Source organism: Flavobacterium supellecticarium (genome assembly GCF_004801375.1).
Classification (GTDB): Bacteria; Bacteroidota; Bacteroidia; order Flavobacteriales; family Flavobacteriaceae; genus Flavobacterium; species Flavobacterium supellecticarium.
This window is the reverse complement of record NZ_SSNZ01000002.1, coordinates 427,336-453,339: the sequence shown is the minus strand read 5'-3', so window position 1 is coordinate 453,339 and position 26,004 is coordinate 427,336. Positions and strand designations below refer to the sequence as shown.

At 39.6% G+C, this 26,004-nt stretch carries 19 protein-coding genes and 2 tRNA genes; 14 read left to right on the top strand and 7 right to left on the bottom strand.

Features of this window, described 5'->3' with window-relative positions:
* Positions 1 to 12: 12 nt before the first annotated feature.
* The 9 genes from E6C50_RS06650 (at position 13) to E6C50_RS06610 (ending at position 13,268) form a co-directional block, all read left to right on the top strand.
* The gene (locus tag E6C50_RS06650) at positions 13 to 1,557 is read left to right on the top strand and encodes a serine hydrolase (RefSeq protein WP_136402421.1); all 1,545 of its coding nucleotides are present in this window, start codon (positions 13 to 15) and stop codon (positions 1,555 to 1,557) included.
* A gap of 128 nt (positions 1,558 to 1,685) precedes the next feature.
* Positions 1,686 to 3,905, top strand: a complete 2,220-nt coding sequence (locus E6C50_RS06645; protein WP_136402420.1) for a RelA/SpoT family protein — start codon at positions 1,686 to 1,688, stop codon at positions 3,903 to 3,905.
* A 186-nt stretch (positions 3,906 to 4,091) separates the two neighbouring features.
* Entirely contained in the window at positions 4,092 to 4,541 is a 450-nt protein-coding gene (locus E6C50_RS06640) for a Fur family transcriptional regulator (protein WP_136402419.1), read from the top strand.
* 55 nt (positions 4,542 to 4,596) lie between these two features.
* Complete coding sequence (locus E6C50_RS06635) at positions 4,597 to 5,868, top strand: adenylosuccinate synthase (protein ID WP_136402418.1); 1,272 nt, start codon at positions 4,597 to 4,599, stop codon at positions 5,866 to 5,868.
* 183 nt (positions 5,869 to 6,051) lie between these two features.
* On the top strand, positions 6,052 to 7,653 hold the full coding sequence (locus E6C50_RS06630; RefSeq protein ID WP_230978969.1) for an OstA-like protein: 1,602 nt from the start codon (positions 6,052 to 6,054) through the stop codon (positions 7,651 to 7,653).
* Entirely contained in the window at positions 7,650 to 8,837 is a 1,188-nt protein-coding gene (locus E6C50_RS06625; RefSeq protein WP_136402416.1) for an aspartate aminotransferase family protein, read from the top strand. Before E6C50_RS06630 ends, E6C50_RS06625 begins: the two co-directional genes overlap by 4 nt.
* Positions 8,838 to 8,954: 117 nt before the next feature.
* Entirely contained in the window at positions 8,955 to 10,358 is a 1,404-nt protein-coding gene (locus tag E6C50_RS06620) for a tetratricopeptide repeat protein (protein WP_136402415.1), read from the top strand.
* Between the two features lie 72 nt (positions 10,359 to 10,430).
* Positions 10,431 to 11,189: a shikimate dehydrogenase family protein gene (locus E6C50_RS06615; protein WP_136402414.1), complete on the top strand. Its 759-nt coding sequence runs from the start codon at positions 10,431 to 10,433 to the stop codon at positions 11,187 to 11,189.
* Between the two features lie 186 nt (positions 11,190 to 11,375).
* On the top strand, positions 11,376 to 13,268 hold the full coding sequence (locus E6C50_RS06610; protein WP_136402413.1) for a DUF349 domain-containing protein: 1,893 nt from the start codon (positions 11,376 to 11,378) through the stop codon (positions 13,266 to 13,268).
* Positions 13,269 to 13,346: 78 nt separating this feature from the next.
* Here the strand turns inward: E6C50_RS06610 and typA are convergent, their stop codons facing one another.
* From typA to proS, 5 genes are all read right to left on the bottom strand, one after another.
* Positions 13,347 to 15,146: a translational GTPase TypA gene (gene typA, locus E6C50_RS06605; protein ID WP_136402412.1), complete on the bottom strand. Its 1,800-nt coding sequence runs from the start codon at positions 15,144 to 15,146 to the stop codon at positions 13,347 to 13,349.
* 147 nt (positions 15,147 to 15,293) lie between these two features.
* Positions 15,294 to 15,548, bottom strand: a complete 255-nt coding sequence (gene rpsT / locus E6C50_RS06600; RefSeq protein WP_136402411.1) for a 30S ribosomal protein S20 — start codon at positions 15,546 to 15,548, stop codon at positions 15,294 to 15,296.
* 40 nt (positions 15,549 to 15,588) lie between these two features.
* Positions 15,589 to 15,660: transfer RNA gene (locus tag E6C50_RS06595), tRNA-Glu, on the bottom strand.
* Between the two features lie 44 nt (positions 15,661 to 15,704).
* Positions 15,705 to 15,776 (bottom strand) — tRNA-Glu (locus tag E6C50_RS06590).
* Positions 15,777 to 15,856: 80 nt separating this feature from the next.
* The gene (gene proS, locus E6C50_RS06585) at positions 15,857 to 17,335 is read right to left on the bottom strand and encodes a proline--tRNA ligase (RefSeq protein WP_136402410.1); all 1,479 of its coding nucleotides are present in this window, start codon (positions 17,333 to 17,335) and stop codon (positions 15,857 to 15,859) included.
* Between the two features lie 101 nt (positions 17,336 to 17,436).
* Here proS and E6C50_RS06580 point away from each other — a divergent pair, with 101 nt between their 5' ends.
* From E6C50_RS06580 to rimO, 3 genes are all read left to right on the top strand, one after another.
* On the top strand, positions 17,437 to 18,516 hold the full coding sequence (locus E6C50_RS06580) for a hypothetical protein (RefSeq protein WP_136402409.1): 1,080 nt from the start codon (positions 17,437 to 17,439) through the stop codon (positions 18,514 to 18,516).
* 32 nt (positions 18,517 to 18,548) lie between these two features.
* Complete coding sequence (locus E6C50_RS06575; protein ID WP_136402408.1) at positions 18,549 to 20,084, top strand: OmpP1/FadL family transporter; 1,536 nt, start codon at positions 18,549 to 18,551, stop codon at positions 20,082 to 20,084.
* Positions 20,085 to 20,261: 177 nt separating this feature from the next.
* Positions 20,262 to 21,581 carry a 30S ribosomal protein S12 methylthiotransferase RimO gene (gene rimO / locus E6C50_RS06570; RefSeq protein ID WP_136402407.1) on the top strand — a complete coding sequence of 440 codons (1,320 nt, stop codon included), beginning with the start codon at positions 20,262 to 20,264 and terminating at the stop codon, positions 21,579 to 21,581.
* 88 nt (positions 21,582 to 21,669) lie between these two features.
* Here the strand turns inward: rimO and E6C50_RS06565 are convergent, their stop codons facing one another.
* Together E6C50_RS06565 and E6C50_RS06560 are read right to left on the bottom strand one after the other, a co-directional pair.
* The gene (locus tag E6C50_RS06565) at positions 21,670 to 23,133 is read right to left on the bottom strand and encodes an FG-GAP-like repeat-containing protein (protein WP_136402406.1); all 1,464 of its coding nucleotides are present in this window, start codon (positions 23,131 to 23,133) and stop codon (positions 21,670 to 21,672) included.
* 338 nt (positions 23,134 to 23,471) lie between these two features.
* Positions 23,472 to 23,882, bottom strand: coding sequence for a DUF1573 domain-containing protein (locus E6C50_RS06560; protein ID WP_136402405.1), 411 nt, complete (start codon positions 23,880 to 23,882; stop codon positions 23,472 to 23,474).
* Positions 23,883 to 24,053: 171 nt separating this feature from the next.
* On the opposite strand from E6C50_RS06560, the gene E6C50_RS06555 reads away from it, so the two are divergent.
* Both E6C50_RS06555 and E6C50_RS06550 read left to right on the top strand, forming a co-directional pair.
* Positions 24,054 to 25,313 carry a sensor histidine kinase gene (locus tag E6C50_RS06555; RefSeq protein ID WP_136402404.1) on the top strand — a complete coding sequence of 420 codons (1,260 nt, stop codon included), beginning with the start codon at positions 24,054 to 24,056 and terminating at the stop codon, positions 25,311 to 25,313.
* Positions 25,313 to 26,002 carry a response regulator transcription factor gene (locus tag E6C50_RS06550; protein ID WP_136402403.1) on the top strand — a complete coding sequence of 230 codons (690 nt, stop codon included), beginning with the start codon at positions 25,313 to 25,315 and terminating at the stop codon, positions 26,000 to 26,002. The genes E6C50_RS06555 and E6C50_RS06550 overlap by 1 nt, the downstream gene beginning before the upstream one ends.
* Positions 26,003 to 26,004: the final 2 nt, after the last annotated feature.

Here is a 26,004-nt window from a genome sequence, read left to right as displayed (position 1 = left end):
TATTGCATGATTATGAAAAAGTTTTTCTTTTTATTCTTATCCAGTTTTTCAATTTATGCCCAGATCAGTTCGCCCGAAATAGACGAACTGGTGGAAAAAACTCTGACGACTTTTGACGTTCCGGGAATTGCTGTTGCCGTTGTTAAAAACGGAAAAGTGATTCATTCCAAAGGTTATGGAGTAAAATCGATCAAAACAAAAGAAAAAGTAGACGAAAATACGTTATTCGGAATTGCTTCCAATAGTAAAGCTTTTACCACAGCCGCATTGGCCATACTCGTGGACGAGCACAAACTTGACTGGAATGATAAGGTCAAAAAGTATATCCCGGAATTCCGGATGTATAACGACTATGTTACCAACGAATTTACCATTCTGGATTTACTAACACACCGTAGCGGATTGGGTCTTGGTGCCGGCGATTTAATGATCTGGCCGGACGGTCATGATTTTACCGCCAAGGATATTGTAAAAAACATTCAGTATCTCAAACCGGTTTCCGGGTTCCGAACCAAATACGATTATGACAACCTGCTTTATGTAATTGCCGGAGAAGTGATCGAAAAAGTCAGCGGACAAAGTTGGGCAGCCTTTATCGAACAACGTATTATGAAACCGCTGGAAATGAATAATAGTGTAGGTACCTGGTCGCGTTTAAAAGACACGACCAACACCATCGTTCCGCATGTCCCTATAGACGGTAAACTACAGGTTATCAAACGATATAAAAGTACCATTCTCGATGCTGCCGGAGGCATTTACTCCAGTGTTAACGACATGAGTAAATGGGCTTTGGTACAGTTACAACAGGGAAAGTATGGTCCAAACAAGGAAAAACAATTGTTTAGCGAACAGCAACACGACGAAATGTGGACACCACAGACCATTTTACCAAACAGCACCACGCCTCCTTATTATACATTATTTACAGCCTACGGTCTCGGATGGCAGTTAAACGATGTGAAAGGAAAACTACAGGTATCGCATACCGGCGGACTGGAAGGTATTGTGACACAGGTAACCCTGCTTCCGGAACTGGAACTGGGTATTATTGTTTTTACCAACCAACAGTCGGGTGCCGCTTTTAATGCCATCACCAATACCATAAAAGATAGTTATCTGAATATCCCGTATACTGATTATGTATCCAAATACAGCCATCAAAAAATATCACGGGAAGCCGAAGCCGATAAAGTAACCAAGGAAGTATGGGAAACTGTCGCTTCGAATTTGAGGAATCGCAAGTTCAAACACAATTACGACAAGCTGACCGGTGTTTTTAAAGACAACTGGCTGGGCGAAGTGTCCATTGTAGCAAAAGGAAAAAAACTGCATTTTATTTCCAAACGGTCGCCGCAGTTATCCGGAGAAATATTCTTTTATAAAGACAACATCTACGCCGTAAAATGGTTTAACCGTTATTTTAATGCCGATGCTTTTATGTACCTGACCTATGATAATGACGGCAACTTACAGAATATTAAAATGGATGCCATTTCACCATTAACGGATTTTAGTTATGATTTCCAGGATCTGGATTTCAATCGTATCAAATAAATTCTCAAAACGCTCTATAGAGCGTTTTTTTTATGGCTCAAATTTTAACATTATTTAGTAGCGATTCGAGGTGCTGCACTTGCAAAAGTTATTTCTTTACACTAAATTTAGGAATTGAATGAATTGTTATGACTGAGATTGATTTAGAACAAGAAAACAAAGCAATTGCGCGAGAATACAAAGAACTACTTCGCATTAGTTACCAAACCCTTACCGAAGAAGATAAAAAACTGATCCGTAAAGCTTTTGATGTTGCTGTCGATGCACACAAAGATCAACGTCGTAAATCCGGAGAAGCCTATATCTTCCATCCTATTGCCGTGGCTAAAATTGTCGCCTCCGAAATCGGACTTGGCGCTACTTCCATTGCCGCAGCACTAATGCACGATGTAGTCGAAGATACCGATATCACGATTGAAGACATCGAAAAAATGTTCAATCCTAAAATCGCGCAAATTGTCGATGGGTTAACCAAAATAGCCAAGGTAAAAACCGATCAGGAAATCTCGATGCAAGCCGAGAATTTCCGTAAAATGTTATTAACATTAAATGACGACGTGCGTGTAATTTTAATCAAAATTGCAGACCGTTTACACAATATGCAGACCATGGAAAGCATGGCTGACTACAAGCAGGCTAAAATCGCCTCGGAAACCCTCTATATTTATGCTCCGCTGGCGCATCGTTTAGGATTGTACAATATCAAAACACAACTGGAGGATCTTGGACTAAAATATACCGAACCGGATGTATACCAGGATATTGTAAGCAAAATGAAAGAAACCAAAGAAGAACAGGAAGCTTACATTAAATCCATTTCCGATGTACTCAAAAATTCCCTGGACGAAGAAGGTATTGAGTATACGATGAAAGGACGCCCTAAATCGATCTATTCCATCCGACGTAAAATGCTGGTACAAGGGGTGACCTTTGATGAAGTTTACGACAAATTCGCCCTGCGGATTATCTATAAATCCAAACCTCAGGAAGAAAAATTCCTGGCCTGGAAAATCTATTCGATCGTAACCGATCACTACCGTCCGAGTCCGAGCCGTTTGCGCGACTGGATTTCATCGCCGAAATCAACCGGTTATGAAGCCCTGCACATTACCGTTATGGGACCTAAAGGACGTTGGGTGGAAATTCAGGTGCGTAGCGAACGTATGGATGAAATTGCCGAAAAAGGATATGCCGCTCACTACAAATACAAACAAGGTGCTACAGAAGAAAATGGTCTTGATGTGTGGCTAAACCAATTACGCGAAGCCTTGGAAAATGCCGAAACCAATGCCGTGGATTTTGTAGAGGATTTCAAATTAAACCTATATTCCAAAGAAATCTATGTGTTTACGCCAAAAGGTGAAATCAAATCACTTCCAAAAGGTGCCACTTCGCTGGATTTCGCTTTTAGTATTCACTCCGAAATCGGAATGCATACCCGCGGAACGCGCGTTAACGGAAAACTCGTACCGCTTAATCATGTCCTGAATAGCGGTGATCAGGTTGAAATCATCACCTCACAAAATCAAAAGCCTACGGCAAGCTGGCTGGATTATGTAACTACATCCCGTGCACGCAATAAAATCAAAAGCGTGCTTAACGAAAGTACCAAAAAAATTGCCGAAGATGGTAAAGAGTTGTTAACCCGTAAATTAAAACATTTAAAAATTACGCTTAACGAAACAACCGTTAACGAATTGGTCAACTATTTCAAACTGCAAACCAGTCTGGATTTGTTTTACCGTGTCGGAGCCGGTCTGATCGATAACCAACAATTAAAAGATTTTGCCGCGCAGAAAAACAATACATTGATCAACTTCTTTAAGAACAAGATCAAGCGTTCCCCTAATGTCACGCCGGAACAGCTCCACCGTAATGAGATTATAAAAAATTATGACTTACTCGTTTTCGGTAAAGAACAGGAAAAACTGGATTACAAACTATCCAGTTGCTGTAATCCGATTCCGGGTGATGATGTTTTCGGGTTTATCACGATCAACGAAGGGATTAAAGTACACCGTAAAGACTGTCCGAATGCCATTAGTCTACAGTCAAATTATGCCTACCGGATCATTCCGGCCAAATGGATTGATTCGTCTCAGGAAGAATTTAAAGCCATCCTTAAAATCACCGGAATGGACACCTTAGGTTTAACCAACGAGCTAACCAAGGTTATTTCCAATCAGATGCACGTAAACATTCAGAGCATCGCTCTTAGTGGAGAAGCCGGAATTTTTAACGGGCAGGTAACCGTGATCGTTCAAAACAATACGATCCTGAAAAAACTGATCGACAACATCAAAAAAATTGACGGTATCGACAAAGTTACCCGAGTTCATAAAAACTAAAAAAGCTTTTTATTTATACTTCAAATAAGTACTTAATTCCTGTTAAGTACTTATTTGTTTTTAAGAAGTTACCGCTTTTCGTTAATAAAAAACTAAAATTTTCCGATTCCGGAACATTAGCAGATGAAAACTTTACACTCCAAAAAATAAAGCTTATCTTTGCGGGTATTTCATACCAAACCTACTATGGAAAATAATAAGAATCAAGAAATTGTAAAAAGTGTATTCACTAAATATCTGGAAGAAAAAGGCCACCGTAAAACACCGGAACGTTATGCAATTCTTCAGGAGATTTACGATAGCTCTGAGCATTTCGACATCGAATCCCTATATATCAAAATGAAAAACAAAAACTATCGTGTGAGCCGTGCAACGCTTTACAACACGATAGAATTATTATTGGAATGCGGTTTGGTTAGAAGACATCAGTTTGGACAAAATCAGGCACATTATGAAAAGTCTTATTTTGACAAACAACACGATCACATTATCATGACCGATACCGGCGAAGTGATCGAATTTTGCGATCCGAGAATACAGACTATTAAAAAAACGATTGAGGAAATTTTCGATATCGAAATTCACAACCATTCATTATACCTATACGGACAAAAAAAACAACACAAAGACAATTAACAACTACGCATACGACAAATAACTATATAAACACAAAACAACAAACAACAACAGAATGACCGTAGATTTGCTACTAGGATTACAGTGGGGAGACGAAGGAAAAGGAAAAATCGTTGACGTACTCACTTCAAAATACGACATTATTGCTCGTTTTCAAGGCGGACCAAACGCCGGACACACTTTAGAATTTGATGGAATCAAACACGTACTGCGAACCATTCCTTCCGGTATTTTCCACAAAAACTCCGTTAATATCATTGGAAACGGTGTCGTGATCGACCCGGTGGTTTTCCAGAAAGAACTGGAAGGCCTGGAAAAATTTAACATGGATATCAAATCCCGTTTGCTTATTTCCAGAAAAGCACATTTGATTTTACCAACACACCGTTTATTGGACGCTGCTTCGGAAGCTTCCAAAGGGAAAGCCAAAATCGGATCTACCCTTAAAGGAATCGGACCAACCTACATGGACAAAACCGGAAGAAACGGTTTGCGTGTAGGTGATATCGAACTTGCCGATTTCAAAGAACGCTACCGCACTTTGGCCGACAAACACGAGGCCATGATCTCGTTTTATGACGTAGACATGCAATACAACCTGAAAGAACTGGAAGATGAGTTTTTTGCTGCCATCGAAGTTCTAAAAACACTTACGTTTATCGATAGCGAAGCATTCTTAAATCAAGCGATGAAAAATGGAAAATCGATCCTTGCGGAAGGTGCTCAGGGTTCCCTTCTTGATATCGATTTCGGAACCTATCCGTTTGTAACGTCTTCCAACACCACAGCTGCCGGAGCTTGTACCGGTTTGGGTATCGCTCCGAACAAGGTAAAAGATGTTTTCGGTATTTTTAAAGCCTATACAACCCGTGTAGGAAGCGGACCATTTCCAACCGAACTTCACGATGAGATCGGACAAACAATGGCACGCGTTGGAAACGAATTCGGATCGGTTACCGGAAGAGCCCGCCGTTGCGGATGGTTGGATCTTGTAGCCTTGAAATATGCAATTCAGGTGAATGGTGTTACACAATTGTATATGATGAAAGGCGACGTACTTTCCGGTTTCGATACCTTAAAAGTATGCACCGGTTACACTTACAAAGGCGAAACCATCAACCATTTACCCTATAACATCGAACCGGAAAACGTAACTCCGGTTTATGTAGAGAAAAAAGGATGGAAAGCCGACCTAACCGGAATGACCACTTACGAACAACTTCCGGCCGAATTAAAAGAATATATCGAATTTATCGAAAATGAAGTCGAAGTACCAATCAAAGTGATTTCGGTTGGTCCCGACAGAACACAAACGATTCTGAAATAATCTGAAAACGCTTCCAAACGGAGGCGTTTTTTTTATTTTTTGACTATTTTAATTATTTAATAAATTATTCTTAATTAAAAATCCCGTTCGTAGATTTTACTTAAATTTGGCACAAAATTTCAGACTTTGAAGCAATTCTTTCTTTTTCTTATAAGTTTCAGTATTTGGTGTACTACTTCGGCAGTGGCACAACCAAAAAAAACAATCCAGATCATTCATACGGATTTCACCGACAGCAATCAAAATGAAATCCCGGGAGCTTCTATTCTTACCGGTAATGTCCAGATCGAACATGATGGCGTATTGATCAACTGCAATAAACTGTACTTTTTCGAAAAAGAAAATTATGCCAAGGCCTTTGGTAATGTAATTATGAATCAAGGGGATAGCATTTTCATGAACAGCCGTTATGCCGAATACAACGGCAATGAAAAGTTCGCCTATGCCTCCGGCGAGGTTGTCTTGCGTTCACCCGAATCGACCTTAACCACCGATACGTTAAATTTTGATCGGAATATTCAACAGGCTTACTACAATTCCTACGGTACCATTATCAACAAAGACAATACGCTAAAAAGCAAATCCGGACGTTATTATCTGAACGAAAAAAAATACCAGTTCCTTACCGCGGTAACCGTAACCAATCCACAGTGCGTGATCAAATCCAATCACCTGGATTTTTACGACAATTCCGGGCATGCCTATGTTTTCGGTCCGTCTACAATTACGAGTAAAGACAATGTGATTTACACCGAAAGAGGGTTTTATGACACCAAAAAGGATCTGGCAACACTAACCAAAAATTCCACGATTAAATACGATAACAGGCTTATTAAAGGCGATAAGATATTTTACGATCGGAAGCGGGATTTTTCCTCCGCCACAGACAATGTCAAAATCACCGACACCATCAACAAAATGATTGTCCGCGGGCATTATGCCGAAGTGTATAAAAAACAGGACTCCATGTTTATCACCAAAAAGGCCTTACTTTCCAGTCTGGTCGAAAACGATTCGGTGTATATCCATGCCAAAAAATTACTGGTCACCGGAAAACAGGGGGAACGGATTATCCGTGGTTTTAACAACGCCCGTATCTACAAAATCGATATGAGCGGAAAATGCGATTCGATTCATTCCGATCAGAAAAAAGGCTTAACGCAACTTATCGGAAAACCGGTACTTTGGAACAACGAAAGCCAAATGACCGGCGATGTTATTCATCTTATCGGTAATAATAAAACTGAAAAACTGGATTCTTTAAAAGTACTCAACAATGCTTTTATCGTACAGAAAGATACATTAGGAACCGGTTTTAACCAAGTAAAAGGACAAGATTTATTCGGTAAATTCAAAGACAATAAACTTTCCACCGTCGATTTGGTCAAAAATACCGAAAAAATCTACTATATGTATAACGACAAAAACGAGCTGGAAATGATCGATAAAGGCGTTAGCAGTCGCATACATCTTGAACTGGAAGACAACAAAATTCAGACCATGACCGCTTTTGTCGACCCAAAAAGCGACAGTTATCCACCCGATCAGTTTCCGGAAAACGCACGAAAACTACGTGGTTTTGTCTGGCGTGGCGACGAACGTATCAAATCCAAAGACGACATCTTTCCACCGGAAGAACTCGCGCTGGAAGCAAAAATTCTAAAGGAAAGCGTCGCGAAAGATCTGGAAAATGAAAAACCAATGGAAGCCACAAAAGAAACACTAGAATACGGTAAGCCTCCAAAAAAAGAAAAAGCGAAAGCAAAAAACACCAAGAAAAAATGATTCAGGATTTCTATAAATACCAGGCGCAAACTTCCCCGCACCCGTTAGCCATGGAAGTTTCGCATGCTAAAGGTTCTTATATTTACGATACTACAGGAAAAAAATACCTCGATTTTGTTGCCGGAGTTTCGGCTTGTACTCTAGGCCACCAGCATCCGCGCGTCACCAATGCTATTAAAGACCAACTGGACAAATATGCCCATGTAATGGTATATGGCGAATATGCGCAGGATCCGTCGGTACTTCTTTGTAAATTGTTGGCTGAAAATATGCCCGCTAAACTAAACAAAACCTACCTGGTTAATTCCGGAACGGAAGCCACCGAAGGCGCACTGAAATTAGCTCGCCGCGTAACCGGCAGAAGTCAGCTGATTTCCTGTTTCAATGCCTATCACGGCAATACTATGGGATCAATGAGCGTAATGGGTTTTGAAGAACGCAAACAGGTCTTCCGTCCTTTGATTCCTGATGTGGATTTTATCACCTTTAATAACGAAGAAGACTTACAAAAAATAACATCCAAAACCGCCGGAATTATTCTGGAAACCATTCAGGGCGGTGCCGGTTTTGTTCAACCGTTTGACGGCTTTCTTTCCAAGGTACGCCAACGCTGCGACGAAGTGGGTGCTATGATGATTTTAGACGAAATCCAGCCCGGTTTCGGAAGAACCGGAAAATTATTCGGCTTCCAGAATTACGATGTCGTTCCGGATATAGTAGTTATGGGTAAAGGAATGGGTGGTGGCATGCCGGTTGGTGCTTTTACAGCCAACGAAAAGCATATGGATCTTTTAAGCCACGATCCAAAACTAGGACATATTACGACTTTTGGAGGTCATCCGGTGATCGCAGCTGCGTGTCTGGCAACCTTACAGGAATTAGTCGAAACGGATTTAATGGAACAGGCGTTGGAAAAAGAAAAATTATTCCGTAAATTACTGGTACATCCGTTGATCACCGAAATCCGTGGGGAAGGCTTAATGCTGGCACCCATGACAGAAAGTCCTGAAATTACCAATAAAGTCATTTTTAAATGTCAGGAAAAAGGATTGATTTTATTTTGGTTACTGTTTGAAGGCCGTGCGATACGCATTACGCCTCCCCTGACGCTTTCCAACGCAGAAATCGAAGAAGGATGTGGCATTATTATTGAAGCTATGAATGAAGTCATGAACGAGATGTAATCCCTTGTAAACAAACAAGAATTGTTAATTAAATTGTTTACAACATATCATCCTGATTTCTGAAAAAACAACAAACCTTTCCTAATTTTAATAAGGATAATTTTAAACAACTGGAGTATGAATTTGAGTCACGAGGAAGAAGATAATAGTTTATCCTTATCAAAGTTCGAATCAATGTTGAAAACCAACAAGGTATTCTTCTTTGACTCCGAAGAGTTTGAAGATATCATTCTTCATTATCTCGATACGGGTAAAATCAATTTAGCCAAAAAAGCCCTGAAACTGGGACTGGAACAACACCCTAAATCAACCGGTTTAAAACTGGTTCAGGTGGAGCTTCTGGTTTTTGACGACAAACTGGACATAGCCGAAAAATTATTAAATGATTTATACGCTATCGAACCAACCAACGAAGAAATCTATATTCAGAAAGCCAATATTTATTCCAAAAAAGATCAGCACGACAAAGCGGTGGAACTTTTACAGATTGCCTTACGCTATACCGACGATTATGCCGATGTATATTCGCTTATCGGTATGGAGTACCTTTTTATGGACAATCTGGAACTGGCCAAGGAAAACTTTATCAAGTGTCTGGAAAACGACACCGAAGATCATTCCGCTTTATACAACGTAGTCTATTGTTTCGATTTTCTGGATCAGAACGACGATGCGATTCTTTTCTTAAACAGTTTTATCGACCGTAATCCGTATAGCGAAGTCGCCTGGCATCAATTAGGTCGCCAGTATTATACGGTAAAAAACTACGAACAGGCGGTTCGCGCTTTCGATTATGCTACGCTGATTGACGAAAGTTTTTTAGGTGCGTATCTCGAAAAAGCAAAAGCACTGGAAAAACTAAAAAAATACCAGGAAGCGATCAATTGTTACAACATCACGATGGAGTTGGACGATCCGACGTCTTTTGCCCTATTACGCATCGGAAAATGCCACGAACGCCTTGGAAGAACCGATGTTGCCTTACAGTTTTATCTAAAAACGGTGCACGAAGATCCATTATTGGACAAAGCCTGGATTGCCATTACCGATTTTTATATCCGTCAGCGCAATTTCCAGAAAGCCCTGTACTATGTTAACAAAGCAATTGGTATTGACAACGAAAACAAACTGTATTGGAAACGCTATGGCGCGATCAACAAACAGCTGAGCTTTTTTGAAGAAGCCGAATATGGTTACCGTAAAGCCGTAGAGTTTGGCGATTACCAACTGGATACCTGGTTGTTCTGGGTTGATTTGCTGCAATTTTTAGGCGAATTCGACAGTGCCGTACAGACCTTATTACAGGCATCAGAGTTTTTCCCGGAAGAATACGAAATCGAATACCGATTGGCCGGATTGTACTATATGCTTCACGACGAAGAAAAAGGAAAAGTCCACCTAAGTAACGGGTTGCGATTAAACTTTAAAAATCATACACTATTGGAAGAATTATTCCCGGTAATCTGGAATCAGAAAGCGATTCGTACGCAGATCGAAAAGTATCAGAAATTAAACGAATAAGACGCATCCAAATACCATATTTTACCAGTATCTTTACGGTTAATTGATTCATTTAATTAACCGTTTTTTATTATGAAAAAAGTTAAGAAAAGGAAATTCGGCTTAGTCGGAAAAAACATCAGTTATTCATTTTCTAAAAAATATTTTACCGAAAAATTCGAGAACCTCGGACTTAACAACCATAGTTATGTCAATTTTGATATCGCTACTATCGAAGCATTTCCCACTATCCTTTCCGAAACTAAAAACCTGAAAGGAATGAACGTTACCATTCCGTATAAAGAGGCTGTAATTCCGTTTTTAGGCAAACTTTCTAAAAATGCAGCCGTAATTGGTGCCGTAAATACCATTCGTATTACCAAAAAAGGCGAAACGAAAGGCTATAACACCGATTTTTACGGTTTTAAAAAAGCCTTAAAACCGATGCTTAAAAAACACCACCAAAAAGCCCTTATTCTGGGAACAGGCGGTGCCAGTAAAGCCGTAGCCTACGCGTTACAGAAATTAAAAATTGAATACGACTTCGTTTCACGGAATGCCACCGAATGTGAATATTCGTATAGCGAACTGAACGATACTCTTTTTAACGAATATCAAATCATTATCAACACCACGCCACTAGGCACATTTCCGAATATACAGGATTGTCCGGAACTGGATTACTCCCTTTTTACCGACAAACACATTGCGTTTGATCTGGTTTATAATCCCGAAGAAACCGAATTCTTAAAACGAGCGCGATCTCATGGAGCCAAAATTAAAAATGGCTACGAAATGCTCGTTTTTCAGGCGGAAAAAGCCTGGGAGATCTGGACAGAAAAACAAAAATAAAGACGGCTTTTTAACCGTCTTTATTTTTTTGCTTTTGATTACAGCACTTCCAAAAGTGCAAAAAAACTGACATCAATTATCGGTTTACAGCAAAAAATACGCACTTTATCCCATTTTTCTTTTGCCTTTTCCGTATGCTTTTAGTATCTTTCCACTCAATTAATGTTAAACTTAAGCATTTCAACAATGTTAGAAGAAAAGAATGATAACCTGCCAGAGGCAGACGGACAGGAACAAATTAAAGGCGAAGAAACCGTTCCAACTGCAGAACAATCTGCCATAGAAGCCATCGAGAATTCCAATGCCGAGGAAGGCGAAGACGATGCCATTTCCGAAGGTCATGATATCCCGATGCTTCACTATGAAGCCATGTCTATGGAGGAATTGGTTGCCGAACTTGAAAAACTGGTTGCCAATCAGAAGGTGGTATCCATCCGAAACCACGTAGAGGAAATCAGAAAAGATTTTATGGACAAATACCATCACTTTATCGATGAGAAAAGAGATGAATACAGCCATGAAAATAACGCTGATGTGACCGGTTTTGACTATCACTATCCGTTAAAAAACAAATTCGACTCTATTTACAATCACTATAAAGACTTAAAAAATCAGCACTTCAAACAGCTTCAAAACAACCTGAAACACAATCTGGATGTTCGTCAGGCGATTATTGAAGAACTGAAAAGTCTGATCGACAACCCGGGAGAAAGTATTCAGGATACGCTAAAAAGTGTAAATGAATTGCGTGAGCGTTGGAAAAATGCCGGCCCGATCCCGCGTGACAAATACAACCACGTATGGAATAATTTCCATTTCCATATCGAGCGTTTTTACGACCACCTGCATTTGGATCGTGAAGCACGTGACTTGGATTTCAAACACAATCTGGAACAAAAACAAAAAATCATTGCACGCGTTGAAGAATTGGTAAACGAAAGCGATGTAACCAAAGCTTTCCGCGAATTACAATCGCTACATAAAATCTGGAAAGAAGAAATTGGCCCCGTATCCCGCGAACACCGTGAGGAATTATGGAATAAATTTAGCGAACTAACCCGTCAGTTACACGACAAACGGGAAGCACTGGTAGCCAAAGCCAAAGAAAAAGAAGAAGAAAATCTGGCTAAGAAAAAGGAAATCATCGCACAAATTGAAGCTGTTTCCAACGAAACTATTACCGCTCACAGTGCATGGCAAGGTCAGATTGAAAAAATCGAAGCTTTACGAACGGCTTTTTTCCAAACCGGAAAAGTGCCTCAGGAAGTAAACGAAGACACCTGGACCGCTTTTAAAAATGCTGTTCGCAATTTTAACGCTCAGAAGAACTCGTTCTATAAAGACATCAAAAAAGACCAACAGGATAACCTGAATAAAAAACTGGCTTTGGTCGAAAAAGCCAATTCGTTAAAAGACAACGAAGATTTTAATGTTACAACCCCGATCATGAAGCAAATACAGGAAGAATGGAAGAAGATCGGACATGTACCGCGCAAATACTCAGACAGCATCTGGAAAGACTTTAAAGACGCTTGTAATCATTATTTCGACCGATTGCATGCCAAACGCAACGAAGCCAATTCGGAAGAAATCGAAGCCTTTGAAAAGAAAAAGGACTATCTGGAGCAATTAAAAGATTTCCAGTTGAGCGGTGAACACAAAGCCGATCTTGATGCGATTAAACTACATATCGAGAACTGGAAAGGCTTTGGACGCGTACCACACGCCCGTCGACATATCGAAGGCAAATTCAACAAAATACTGGATGCTTTGTTTGACAAGTTAAGCTTATCGAAAAAAGAAGCCGAAATGGTGAAATTCAACAACCGTTTGGAGCAATTGGCCGATAGTGATGACTCCCGAAAACTGGAAAACGAGCAAATCTTTATCATGCGTAAGATTGACGAAGTTCAAGGCGAAATCTTCCAATTGGAAAACAACATTCAGTTTATTTCCAATGCCAAGGCCGACAATCCGTTTATCAAAGAGATCAACAAAAACATTGATCGCCATAAAGAAGAATTAAAAACCTGGAAAGATAAGTTAAAACAAATTCGCAGTTTAAAACAACAGGAATAAATACAAAAAAGACCGGAAATCCGGTCTTTTTTATAGCTATAAAAAAACCGCTTTAAAAGCGGTTTTATATTTTTATGATTAGTCGATTTTAAATCGTTTTCTATCATTTTCGTTCAAATAGATCTTACGAAGACGTAATGATTTTGGTGTTACCTCTACATACTCATCTTTTTGGATGTATTCTAACGCTTCTTCTAAAGAGAATTTAATTGCCGGAATAATTCGGGCTTTATCATCTGCTCCGGAAGAACGCACGTTGGTTAATTTTTTCGTTTTGGTTACGTTTACCACCATATCATCACCACGAGAGTTCTCACCGATCACCTGACCTTCATAGATATCCTCGTTTGGATCAACGAAGAATTTACCACGATCCTGCAATTTATCGATTGAATATGGAATTGCTTTACCGTTTTCCATCGAAATTAACGATCCATTGATACGTCCTGCGATTTCACCTTTAAACGGTTGGTATTCCAGGAATCGGTGCGCCATAATTGCTTCACCAGCCGTAGCCGTTAGCAATTGGTTACGCAATCCGATAATTCCTCGTGATGGAATATAGAATTTAATGATCATACGGTCACCTTTTGGCTCCATACTCAACATTTCTCCTTTACGTAAGGTTACGAATTCTACCGCTCTTCCTGAAAGGTTTTCCGGCAAGTCGATTGTTAATTCTTCAACCGGTTCACATTTTACACCATCAATTTCTTTGATGATTACCTGTGGCTGTCCGATTTGCAATTCGTATCCTTCACGACGCATTGTTTCGATTAATACCGATAAGTGTAGTACACCACGTCCGAAAACCAAAAATTTATCAGCACTATTGGTTTCATTAACACGTAATGCTAAGTTTTTCTCTAACTCTTTAGTCAATCTGTCTTTAATGTGACGGGAAGTTACAAATTTCCCTTCTTTACCAAAGAATGGCGAATCGTTAATCGTAAACAACATACTCATTGTTGGCTCATCGATTGCGATAGTTGCCAATGCTTCCGGATTTTCAAAATCAGCAACAGTATCTCCGATTTCAAATCCTTCCAATCCTACGATCGCACAAATATCACCTGCTACAACCTGATCGATTTTACGTCTTCCGATTCCTTCAAAAACGTGTAATTCTTTAATCTTAGATTTGATTACTTTTCCATCACGCTTTACCAAAGACACGTTCATTCCTTCTCTTAATTCTCCTCTTTGTAAACGTCCGATAGCGATACGTCCGGTAAAGCTTGAGAAATCCAAAGAAGTGATCAACATCTGCGGCGTTCCTTCTGATACTTTTGGAGCCGGAATGTGTTCCAACACCATATCCAATAAAGGCTCGATGTTTTCCGTCTGATTTTTCCAGTCGGTCGACATCCAGTTATTTTTAGCAGAACCATAAACCGTTGGGAAATCCAACTGCCATTCTTCTGCTCCTAATTCAAACATTAAATCAAATACTTTTTCATGAACTTCTTCCGGAGTACAGTTTTCTTTATCCACTTTGTTTACAACCACACATGGCTTTAACCCTAAGTCGATTGCTTTCTGTAATACGAAACGTGTTTGCGGCATTGGTCCTTCGAAGGCATCCACCAACAACAACACACCATCAGCCATGTTTAATACTCGTTCTACTTCTCCACCAAAATCGGCGTGGCCCGGAGTATCGATAATGTTAATCTTTGTCCCTTTGTAGGTCACCGATACGTTTTTAGAGGTAATTGTGATCCCTCTTTCACGTTCCAAATCGTTGTTGTCAAGAATTAAGTCTCCGGTATTCTCGTTTTCACGGAATAACTGACAGTGATACATGATTTTGTCAACCAAAGTTGTCTTACCGTGGTCAACGTGAGCGATAATCGCAATGTTTCTGATAGAAGTCATAAATAATTTTTGAGGGTGCGAAATTACAATTTATTTTTTATATAAACACGCTAATTTTTAAGTAGTTAGCAAAAAATAACAAAATAATAACAACAAAAAAAGCTCTCGTCAAAGAGAGCTTGGTTTTTATATCGTGTTTCAATTAGCTTAAGCTAATTTAGCAACGTGCTTCGTTAATTTAGATTTCAAGTTAGAAGCTTTGTTATCATGGATAACATTTTTCTTAGCTAACTTATCAATCATTGAGATAACAGCAGATAATTTAGCTGACGCTTCTGCCTTATCAGTTGCTAAACGTAAAGCTTTGATCGCGTTACGTGTAGTTTTATGTTGGTATCTATTTAATACTCTTTTCTTTTCGTTGCTTCTGATTCTTTTTAAAGCCGACTTATGATTTGCCATTTTCTTAAAATTGATTAAGTCTTTTTACATTTTTTTTTCGTAGTCCGTAGGGGAATCGAACCCCTGTTACCAGGATGAAAACCTGGCGTCCTAACCCCTAGACGAACGGACCATTATTCCAATAAATTTCGTATTATCCGTGTAATACTTTTTTCGTAGTCCGTAGGGGAATCGAACCCCTGTTACCAGGATGAAAACCTGGCGTCCTAACCCCTAGACGAACGGACCTTTATTGCTTTATTGCGGATGCAAAAGTACAACATTTTTTCAATCTCGCAAGAACAACTCTATTTTTTTTCGATTTTTTTTTAGTACGCTTTCGCAAAAAGTACCCTACCTTTTGATAAAGAACCAGTTAGCACACACTGACCTTCTTCTTCTTTTCTATCCAAAGGAATACAACGAATCGTAGCTTTGGTAAGCTCTTTAATCTTTTCTTCGGTTTCTACTGTTCCATCCCAATGCGCCGAAACAAATCCGGTTTTATTTTCAAGCACGTCTTTAAACTCTTCAAACGTATTTACCTCAGTTATATGCTCGTTTCGGAATTCTAAGGAACGTGTAAACATTTCTTCCTGGATCGTCTCCAACAAGTCCTGAATATACGTCACAACACCGTCTTTCGCAACCACTTCTTTTGTCAACGTATCACGTCGGGCAATTTCATAAGTTCCATTCTCCAAATCGTTCGGACCTATAGCAATTCGCACCGGCACTCCTTTCAACTCATATTCATTGAATTTCCATCCTGGCTTATGCGTTGTACGGTCGTCGTATTTTACAGCAATTTTCAGTTTACGCAATTGTTTTACCAATTCGTTTACCTGAGCCGAAATTGCTTCCAATTGCTCGTCATTTCTATGAATCGGAACAATAACCACCTGAATTGGCGCTAAGTTTGGCGGTAACACCAGACCATTATCATCGGAATGTGTCATTACCAAGGCTCCCATCAAACGAGTAGATACTCCCCATGACGTTCCCCATACATGTTCCAGTTTTCCTTCGGCATTCGAGAATTTTACATCAAACGCTTTGGCAAAGTTTTGCCCTAAAAAGTGTGACGTACCGGCCTGTAATGCTTTTCCATCCTGCATTAACGCTTCGATACAATAAGTCTCATCTGCTCCTGCAAAACGCTCCGTTTCCGTTTTAATTCCTTTTACTACCGGAATAGCCATAAAGTTTTCTACAAAATCAGCATATACATTCATCATTTGTACCGACTCTGACAATGCTTCCTGTTTGGTAGCATGCGCCGTATGTCCTTCCTGCCATAAAAATTCGGCCGTTCTCAAAAACAAACGCGTTCTCATTTCCCAACGCACTACATTCGCCCATTGATTGATTAACAATGGTAAATCACGATAGGATTGCACCCATCCTTTATAGGTACTCCAAATAATTGCTTCACTGGTTGGACGAACAATTAATTCTTCTTCCAGTTTTGCATTTGGATCTACTATTAATTTTCCTTTATTCTCAGGATCATTTGTCAGTCTGTAATGCGTTACAATCGCACACTCTTTCGCAAATCCTTCTGCATTTTTTTCTTCCGCCTCAAACATGCTTTTAGGAACAAACAACGGAAAATATGCGTTCTGATGCCCTGTTTCTTTAAACATTCTATCCAATTCGGCTTGCATTTTTTCCCAAATAGCATAACCATATGGCTTGATAACCATACAACCTCTAACTCCTGAATTCTCAGCCAGGTCTGCTTTGACAACCAGTTCGTTATACCATTTCGAATAATCCTCTGATCGTTTTGTTAAGTTCTTACTCATTTTGATTAGTTTGGCACAAATATTGTTTTACTTATTTTAACTAAATAGTTTGACAAAACTAACTATTTTTGTGTTGTCCAACAATAAAAATACCCAGAGATATGAAAACTTATTACCTCTCCAGCAGAAAACTATCCATTTACGCCGTAATTGGATTCTTCGGACTTGTGGTATCCTCCTGTGGTTCTTACCAAAACGCGTCTTATTACGATCATGACGGTGTTTACGGTTCTGAAAGACCGCGAAGTGATTACAACAACAGATACAGCGAACAGAACATGGCGCAGGCCAATAATTACAAAGACTACTTCAGCGACCTTCAGAAAGATGCTAACAACGGTATTTTTACAGATGTGGACAATTACGCTTCTCAAGGTCAGCAGGACTCTATCTCAAGTGCAACCACAAACCGCGATCAGTATGCCGGTGCTACCGGATATGCCGGATGGGGTGACAATTCAAGCAATGTTACCGTTAACGTATACAACAATGATCCCTGGTACTGGAACAGAGGTTACTGGAATTCCTGGTACACTCCTTATTACGGATGGGGATGGAATGGCGGTTACTACGGTTCCGGATGGAGCATCGGTCTTGGATGGGGTTGGAATTCCTGGTATGGTCCAAACTACGGATGGGGTTGGAATAACTGGTACGGACCGGGATGGGGCTGGAACAGTTGGTATGGACCGGGATGGTACAATGGCTACTACAACAACCGTGTTTATTATGGCGGAACAAGAGGCGGATCGGCCTACTATAACGGACGCTACAACAATTCCATATACGGATATAATAATGCCGGAACCCGCAATTACAACAGCCGTAGGGATATAGACTTTAACCGAACTTACGGTACCGGAACAAGAGATTACAACAATTACAACAACGGAACCCGTAACTATAATAACGGAACGCGAAATTACAACAATGGCGCTACACGGGATTACAACAACACAAACAGTTCCGGAACCCGCAATTATAATTACAACAATAATAGCTCAGGAACCCGTAATTACAATTACAATAACTCCAACAATAGCGGAACCCGCAGCAACAGTAACTACTCTGCTCCTTCACGAAGCTATAATTCCGGAGGTAACTTTGGCGGTTCCCGTGGTGGCGGAAGCTTCGGCGGTGGCGGCGGAGGTGGAAGATCCGGCGGTGGCGGAAGACGTTAATCAAATCCTCTAAGTTTTAAAAGTACATCCTCATGAAAAAATATATATTTACAGCTATTACTGCTCTATCAGCAGTAATAGCCTCCGCACAGGAGCTGGCTCCATCTGACGGACTGCGGTATGCTATGGACAATTTAAACGGAACTGCCCGATTCCGCGGTATGAGCGGTGCTTTCGGAGCCGTTGGTGGCGATATGTCTGCCATACATGTTAATCCGGCCGGTGGTGCTATCTTTAACTACAACACTGCTGCGGCTACTCTAAATTTGTTAAGCACCAAAAGTAATTCCCGTTATTTCGGAACCACTACAAATGATAGTGATACTTCATTCGACCTGAATCAGGCCGGTGGTATCTTTGTTTTCCACAATCAGGATCTTAGCAGTGGCTGGACCAAATTCACCTTTGGTATCGCCTATGACAATACTAATAATTTTGACAATAGTTTTAATTACAGAGGAACCGGCACCCGTTCAATCGATCAGTTTTTCTTGAATCAGGCCAATGGCTTACCGGTTGGTGTGATCGACAACAATTACCGATATGACGAGTTGAGTTTCCAGGACCAACAGGCTTATTTAGCTTATCAGACGTATCTTATCGACACCAGCACCTATCCGTTTAATCCGGATAATCCAAACTATGTTTCCAATGTTCCGCAAACCGGAAGTTATGCCCATCAGAATTACGTTACTACAAAGGGTTATAATGGCAAACTGGCTTTTAACTTTGCCAGCTCTTACAAAGATCGTCTTTACATCGGACTTAATTTGAATGCCCACTTTACCGATTATACCAAAAATTCAACAGTTTATGAATCCAATAACGGCCCGGTAAACACCGATCCGAATTACGCTACGATTCGCCAGATTCAGTTTAACAACGATACGCACACTTATGGAAGTGGTTTCTCGTTTAACATTGGTGCTATCGCTAAAATTACCGATGAATTGCGTTTAGGTGCGGCTTACGAATCGCCAACATGGTACCGTTTAACAGACGAATTGTCGCAAAGTTTATACACTACTTATGTTGCTCCAGCCAATTCACCAACAAGTCCGGGTGCTACGCGTTCGGCTTCACTTAATCCGAATATCATAAACGTATACCCAACGTATACCCTTCAAACACCTGGTAAATTCACAGGAAGTTTAGCCTATATCTTTGGCAAGTCAGGTTTGATCAGCTTCGATTACGGAGTAAAAGATTACAGCAACATCAAATTTAAACCAAACAACTCGTACAACAACTCTTTAAACGATATTTATAAAAATACACTAACCACCGCACAGGAATTCCGTGTGGGTGCCGAATACAAAATCAAACAGGTGAGCCTTCGCGGCGGATACCGTTTTGAAGAAAGTCCGTATAAAGACGAAAAAATCGTAGGCGACTTAAAAGGCTATTCTGCCGGTATTGGTTATAACTTTGGTTCTGCCCGATTGGATTTTGCCTATGGTCATTCCCAAAGAGAAATGGACGTTCCATTATTATCCAGCATGACCGATTCTGCCAGAATTAATAGTAAAATAGACTCCTTTACACTTACCTATACGGTTGGTTTCTAAAATTAAAAACACAAGAAAAAGGGCGGTTTCCATGAGAAGTCGCCTTTTTTGTATCAAATCACCTGGAAATTACAGTCCCCGAAAGCCATAAGAAATAGTAAAACATCATAAATTTCACCTAACGATGATGATGCTAATTATAAAAAACGTAATTTTGCACTCCAATTTTTCAATTCTATGAGAACCAAGTCTTTAAAGAAAAACAAAATCAATGTCATCACTTTAGGTTGTTCTAAAAATGTTTACGACAGCGAAGTACTGATGGGTCAGTTAAAAGCCAGCGGTAAGGACGTGCAACACGAAGCACCTAAAAATGATGAAGGAAACATTATTGTGATCAACACTTGTGGGTTTATCAATAATGCCAAAGAAGAATCTGTTAATACGATTCTGGAATATGTCGACAAAAAAGAACAGGGTATCGTAGATAAGGTTTTTGTAACCGGATGTTTGTCGGAACGATACCGCCCGGATCTTGAAAAAGAAATTCCGGATGTGGACCGTTATTTCGGTACTACCGAATTACCATTGCTTTTAAAAGCTTTGGGAGCCGATTACAAACACGAACTTTTAGGAGAACGTCTAACGACAACACCTAAAAACTATGCTTATCTGAAAATTGCCGAAGGTTGTGACCGTCCGTGTAGTTTTTGCGCGATTCCGCTAATGCGCGGAAAACACGTTTCACAACCGATTGAAAAACTGGTAAAAGAAGCCGAAGGTTTAGCCGCCAAAGGTGTAAAAGAACTGATTTTAATCGCTCAGGATTTAACCTATTACGGACTGGATTTATATAAAAAACGAAATTTAGCCGAGTTATTGGAAAATCTGGTACAAGTAGAAGGAATCGAATGGATTCGTTTGCATTATGCCTTCCCTTCCGGATTCCCGATGGACGTATTGGACTTAATGAAACGCGAGCCTAAAATCTGTAATTATATCGACATTCCATTACAGCATATTTCCGACAATATTCTAAAATCGATGCGTCGTGGAACAACGTATGAAAAAACGACCAAACTGCTAAAAGATTTCCGCGAAGCCGTTCCGGGAATGGCTATCCGTACTACGCTAATCGTAGGTTATCCGGGAGAAACCGAAGAAGACTTCCAAATCCTGAAAAACTGGGTAGAAGAAATGCGTTTTGAGCGTTTGGGTTGTTTTGCGTATTCGCACGAAGAAAATACCCATGCCTATTTGCTGGAAGACGATGTACCGGAAGAAGTAAAACAACAACGTGCCGCAGAAATCATGGATATTCAGGCGCAAATTTCATGGGATCTGAACCAGGAAAAAATCGGACAAATATACCGTTGTATCATCGATCGTAAAGAAGGTGGATATTTTATCGGACGTACCGAATTTGACAGTCCGGACGTAGATAACGAAGTGTTGATCGATGCGACGCAACATTATTTAAAAACCGGTGATTTTACGATGATCAAAATCACGGATGCCACAGAATTCGACTTATACGGGGAACCGGTACAAGCATAAAAACAAAAAGCTGTCTAATTTTAGGCAGCTTTTGTTTTTATATCTATAACACCTGACAGGTTTTAGAAACCTGTCAGGTGTGTTTTTTTTATTGCTTTACGATTTTAGTCCAGCTTTTGTTTCCATCGACAGTCGTTACCGCTACCAGATACACTCCACTATTCAAACGGCTACAATCTAAAGAAATCATTGTTGTATTTGGCTTTTCGGTTCCTACCAAGACACCACCAAGCGTATAAATCTGGATATCCTGAATAACCTGATCCGGCAATGTCAAATATACTTTATCCTGAACCGGATTCGGATAAACCACTATCGTTTTTGCATTATGATCATCAACATTTAAAACCTGTCCATTTCGGTATAATTTAGCGACAGCTGTCGTACCCGTACCAATACCGGTGATCAAAACATCCTGATCACCATCATTATCCACATCGGCAAATACAATATTTCCGGTGGAATGCGAGGTAAACGGCATATCTTCCATTTTTATATAACCACCCGTTCCATCATTCAGATATAAATTCGCCTCCTGTATATTGTTTCCAACCGTCGTTTCGGAATATTTCCGCCCCATCGAAAGAATATCCTGGTAACCATCATTATTGACATCCGCAAAAGCGATCGCCAAATTATCGCCTATCCCTACAAATGGTATTCCTTCCGCCATTGTAAAATTCGCAGTCCCGTCATTATAATACAATTGCATACGGAACCAAAGTGCCGGATTACCGGACGACGAAGGCATATTCCCGGCTATCAGTAAATCCTGATCGCCATCGTTATCTACATCCGCCAAAGCTACTTTTCCCAATAAAGCCGTTATAGCCGGTTGCGGATGATGTGCAAAAACGCCATCTCCCTGATTTAGAAATATTCTGATATTAGTAGCCGTAGCATTAATACCAACTTTTCCCGATGTTACAATATCCGGTTTCCCATCGCCATTGACATCGGCCACTACTACAGAAGCCAGATACATACCGTAGGATTCCAATCCGCTTTGAAGATTACGCGTAAATACTCCAGTCCCGTCATTGGTATATAACGCCATCGCAAAACCATTACTGGTGTACATTCCGGTTATCAGAATATCCTGATCGCCATCGTTATCAAAATCGGCCATATTCACATCACCATTCATTGTCCCGATAAAGTTCGAATTTGGCGACAAACTAAAGTTGCCGGCTCCGTCATTTAAATATAATTTTGTATTTACTCCGTTGGCATTTCCCGAAACTATTAAATCCGGAAAGCCATCACCATTCACATCGCCAAAAGCACTACCGCCTTCACGACTTTTAATAAATGTTTGATCATCGTGTAAGGTAAAATGACCGGTTCCGTCGTTTTTATACATCCGGCTACTACCGGCATTCGGACTTCCACCCATGGCGAATAAATCCAGATCGCCATCGCCATCAATATCAGCAAACTTACAGGTACTATATTGAACCGGAACAATTCCGGAATTGGAAACCAGGGTGAAATTTTGAGTAAATGCGCTAAGAGAACTTAATAGCGTAAAAGCAAGTAGTGTTTTTTTCATATAGTTTTTTAGTTAGCCGTTCGTCATTCAAAATTGGATATTCCGCCAGACCGCTATAATTGCCTTACTTCCACCTCTACTATTTCGTACCCAACGTTTAAAAACAATCATGCGTAGGCTTCAAATGTAACCAAAAAAGTCAAAAACTAAACTATATACATTTTTTTAACAATTAAAACACTTTAATTACAACAAAAACAAAAAAATAATTAATAAAAAATCAACACGACCCCATTATATCACAATACCGAGAAAATAAATTAAAAAAACAATCGGGTATAAAAAAACCGCCTTGGAATTCCAAGGCGGTTTTCGCATTTCAATCTAATAATTATGAACTAAATAACTGTTCCTTTGAATACAAGTACTTTTGGTGCTTCTTCTGCATTGGTTGTTACCGTTACCGTTTTGGTAAACACCCCTTTTGCAGCAGCGTTAAAAGTAGCAGTGATTTTTGCGTTCCCGTTTGGTGCGATTGGCGTTTTTGTATAATCCGTTGCCGTACATCCACAAGACGCTTTTACATTTGTAATGATCACAGCAGTTTTTCCAGTGTTTTTAAATTCGAAGTCGATTTTAGCTGGTTTTCCTTGCGGAATTTCTCCTAAATCGATAGTCTCACTTTTCCATTGAATCGGTGAAGTACCATTTACAGCAACAGCTACAGTTTCGTTTGTTTTTACCGGGTTTCCAGCAAATGACATTAATCCTAATGCCAAGGCTAAAACTGAAAGTTTGATCATTTTCATAATTTTGCTTTTTAAATTATTATTATTTTGTTGGTTCATTGTGATAGTTCAAAAGTATCCCAGTCTTGCCAAGATTGCTGTTAACCGTTTTTAAAAGTTTGTTAATGACTTGTTAACAGGCCGAAAAAAGTATATTTTTCAGTAATATTACACTACTCAACAGTACAGATTTTGAAAATTAACCGACTTAACAGTATCATTATTCTCGGATTGATAGCCATTGTGGGGATTATCATCGCACAATTGCTTTGGACCAAAGAGGCTTTTAATCTGGAAGAAAAGAAGTTCACTCAAAAAGTACATATCGCTTTACTCGAAGTCGCTAAAAAACTTTACGAAGGTAAGAATCATGAACTTCCGGCCAACAGTCCGATTAATAAAGTATCTAACGACTACTATATCGTTAATGTCGACAATGATTTTGAACCGGAAATACTCGAATATTATTTAAAAACGGTTTTTAAAAAGTTTAATATTACCACCGATTTCGAATATGCCATGTACAATTGCGAAAGTGATGAGATGGTTTATGGAAATTATGTCGCAATTAGCGACACTTCTAAAAAGGAGAATTCAGTTTATTTCCCAAAACACAAAAACCTGGTCTATTATTTTGCCGTTCGCTTTCCCAATGAAACGTCCTATCTTTTCAGTTCCCTGAAATTTTGGTTTATACTTTCTTTTGCCCTGATTGTGATCCTGATTGTCTATGTATATTCCATTTTCACTTTATTACAGCAGAAAAAATATTCGGAGTTACAACGCGATTTTATTAATAATATGACGCATGAGTTTAAAACGCCACTTTCTTCGATTTTGATTGCCTCAAATTACCTCAGCAAACAGGAACCGATACAAAAGGACCCAAAACTGGATAAATATGCTGCTATCATTATCGAACAAAGTAAAAAACTGAACCATCATATTGAGAAAATATTAAATATTGCGAAGTCGGACGACACAGCATTAAAACTACAAAAAAATGACATCTTGTTAGCTACCGTATTACAGGATGTCACCGAAAATATACAGTTACGTTATCCGGAAGCACATATTACCGTCACAAATCCGGATGAATCCCTGCAGATTTACGGAGATGAATTCCATTTTACCAATATTGTGTACAATCTGATCGATAACGCGGTAAAATATTGCGAAATCGCCCCGGAAATTCATATTACTGTTAGCCGGGAAGCACATCGCGTCCGACTGGTGTTTACCGATAACGGAATTGGTATTTCTCAAAAAAATATTTCTTTTATATTTGACAAGTTCTACCGGATTCCGGGTACAAAAAGTAATGAAGTGACCGGTTTCGGATTAGGATTGTACTATGTACATAAAATCTGCAAGCTTCATAACTGGAAAATAACCGCCAAAAGTCACCTAGGAAAAGGAACAACCATAACCCTGTTAATACCTAAAAAATAATGTCAAAATATAAAATCCTATACGCTGAAGACGATGAAACCCTGGCTTTTCTGACCAAAGATAATTTGGAACTGAATGGTTATGACGTTTTTCATTGTCCAAACGGAGAAAATTGTCTGGAACAATTCAAATCAGGTTCTTTTGACATTTGTATTTTGGATATTATGATGCCAAAAATCGACGGTTTTGAACTGGCTTCTGCCATTCGGCAAATCGATACAGAAATCCCGATCATCTTCCTTTCGGCTAAAACCTTAAAAGAAGATCGGATTAAAGGATTACGTCTGGGTGCCGATGATTATCTTGTAAAGCCTTTTAGCATCGAGGAATTGTTGCTAAAAATTGAGATTTTTCTAAAACGCTCACAAAAGAAAGTCTTACCTGAAAAAAACAGCTATACTGTTGGCGCCTTTCAGTTTGATGCTGAAAATTACACCTTGAGTAAGGGTTCATCAAAAACAGTATTGACACAACGCGAAGCGGAGCTTTTAAAATTATTCCTGGATAATAAAAATACCGTACTGAAACGGGAACAGATACTTACGGCCTTGTGGGGTACCGATGATTATTTTATGGGGCGAAGCCTTGATGTTTTTATATCCAGACTTCGCAAATTGCTTTCGGAAGAAGACGGTATACAAATAGAAAACCTGCATGGTATCGGTTTTAAATTTAATCTCAAAGCCTAAAT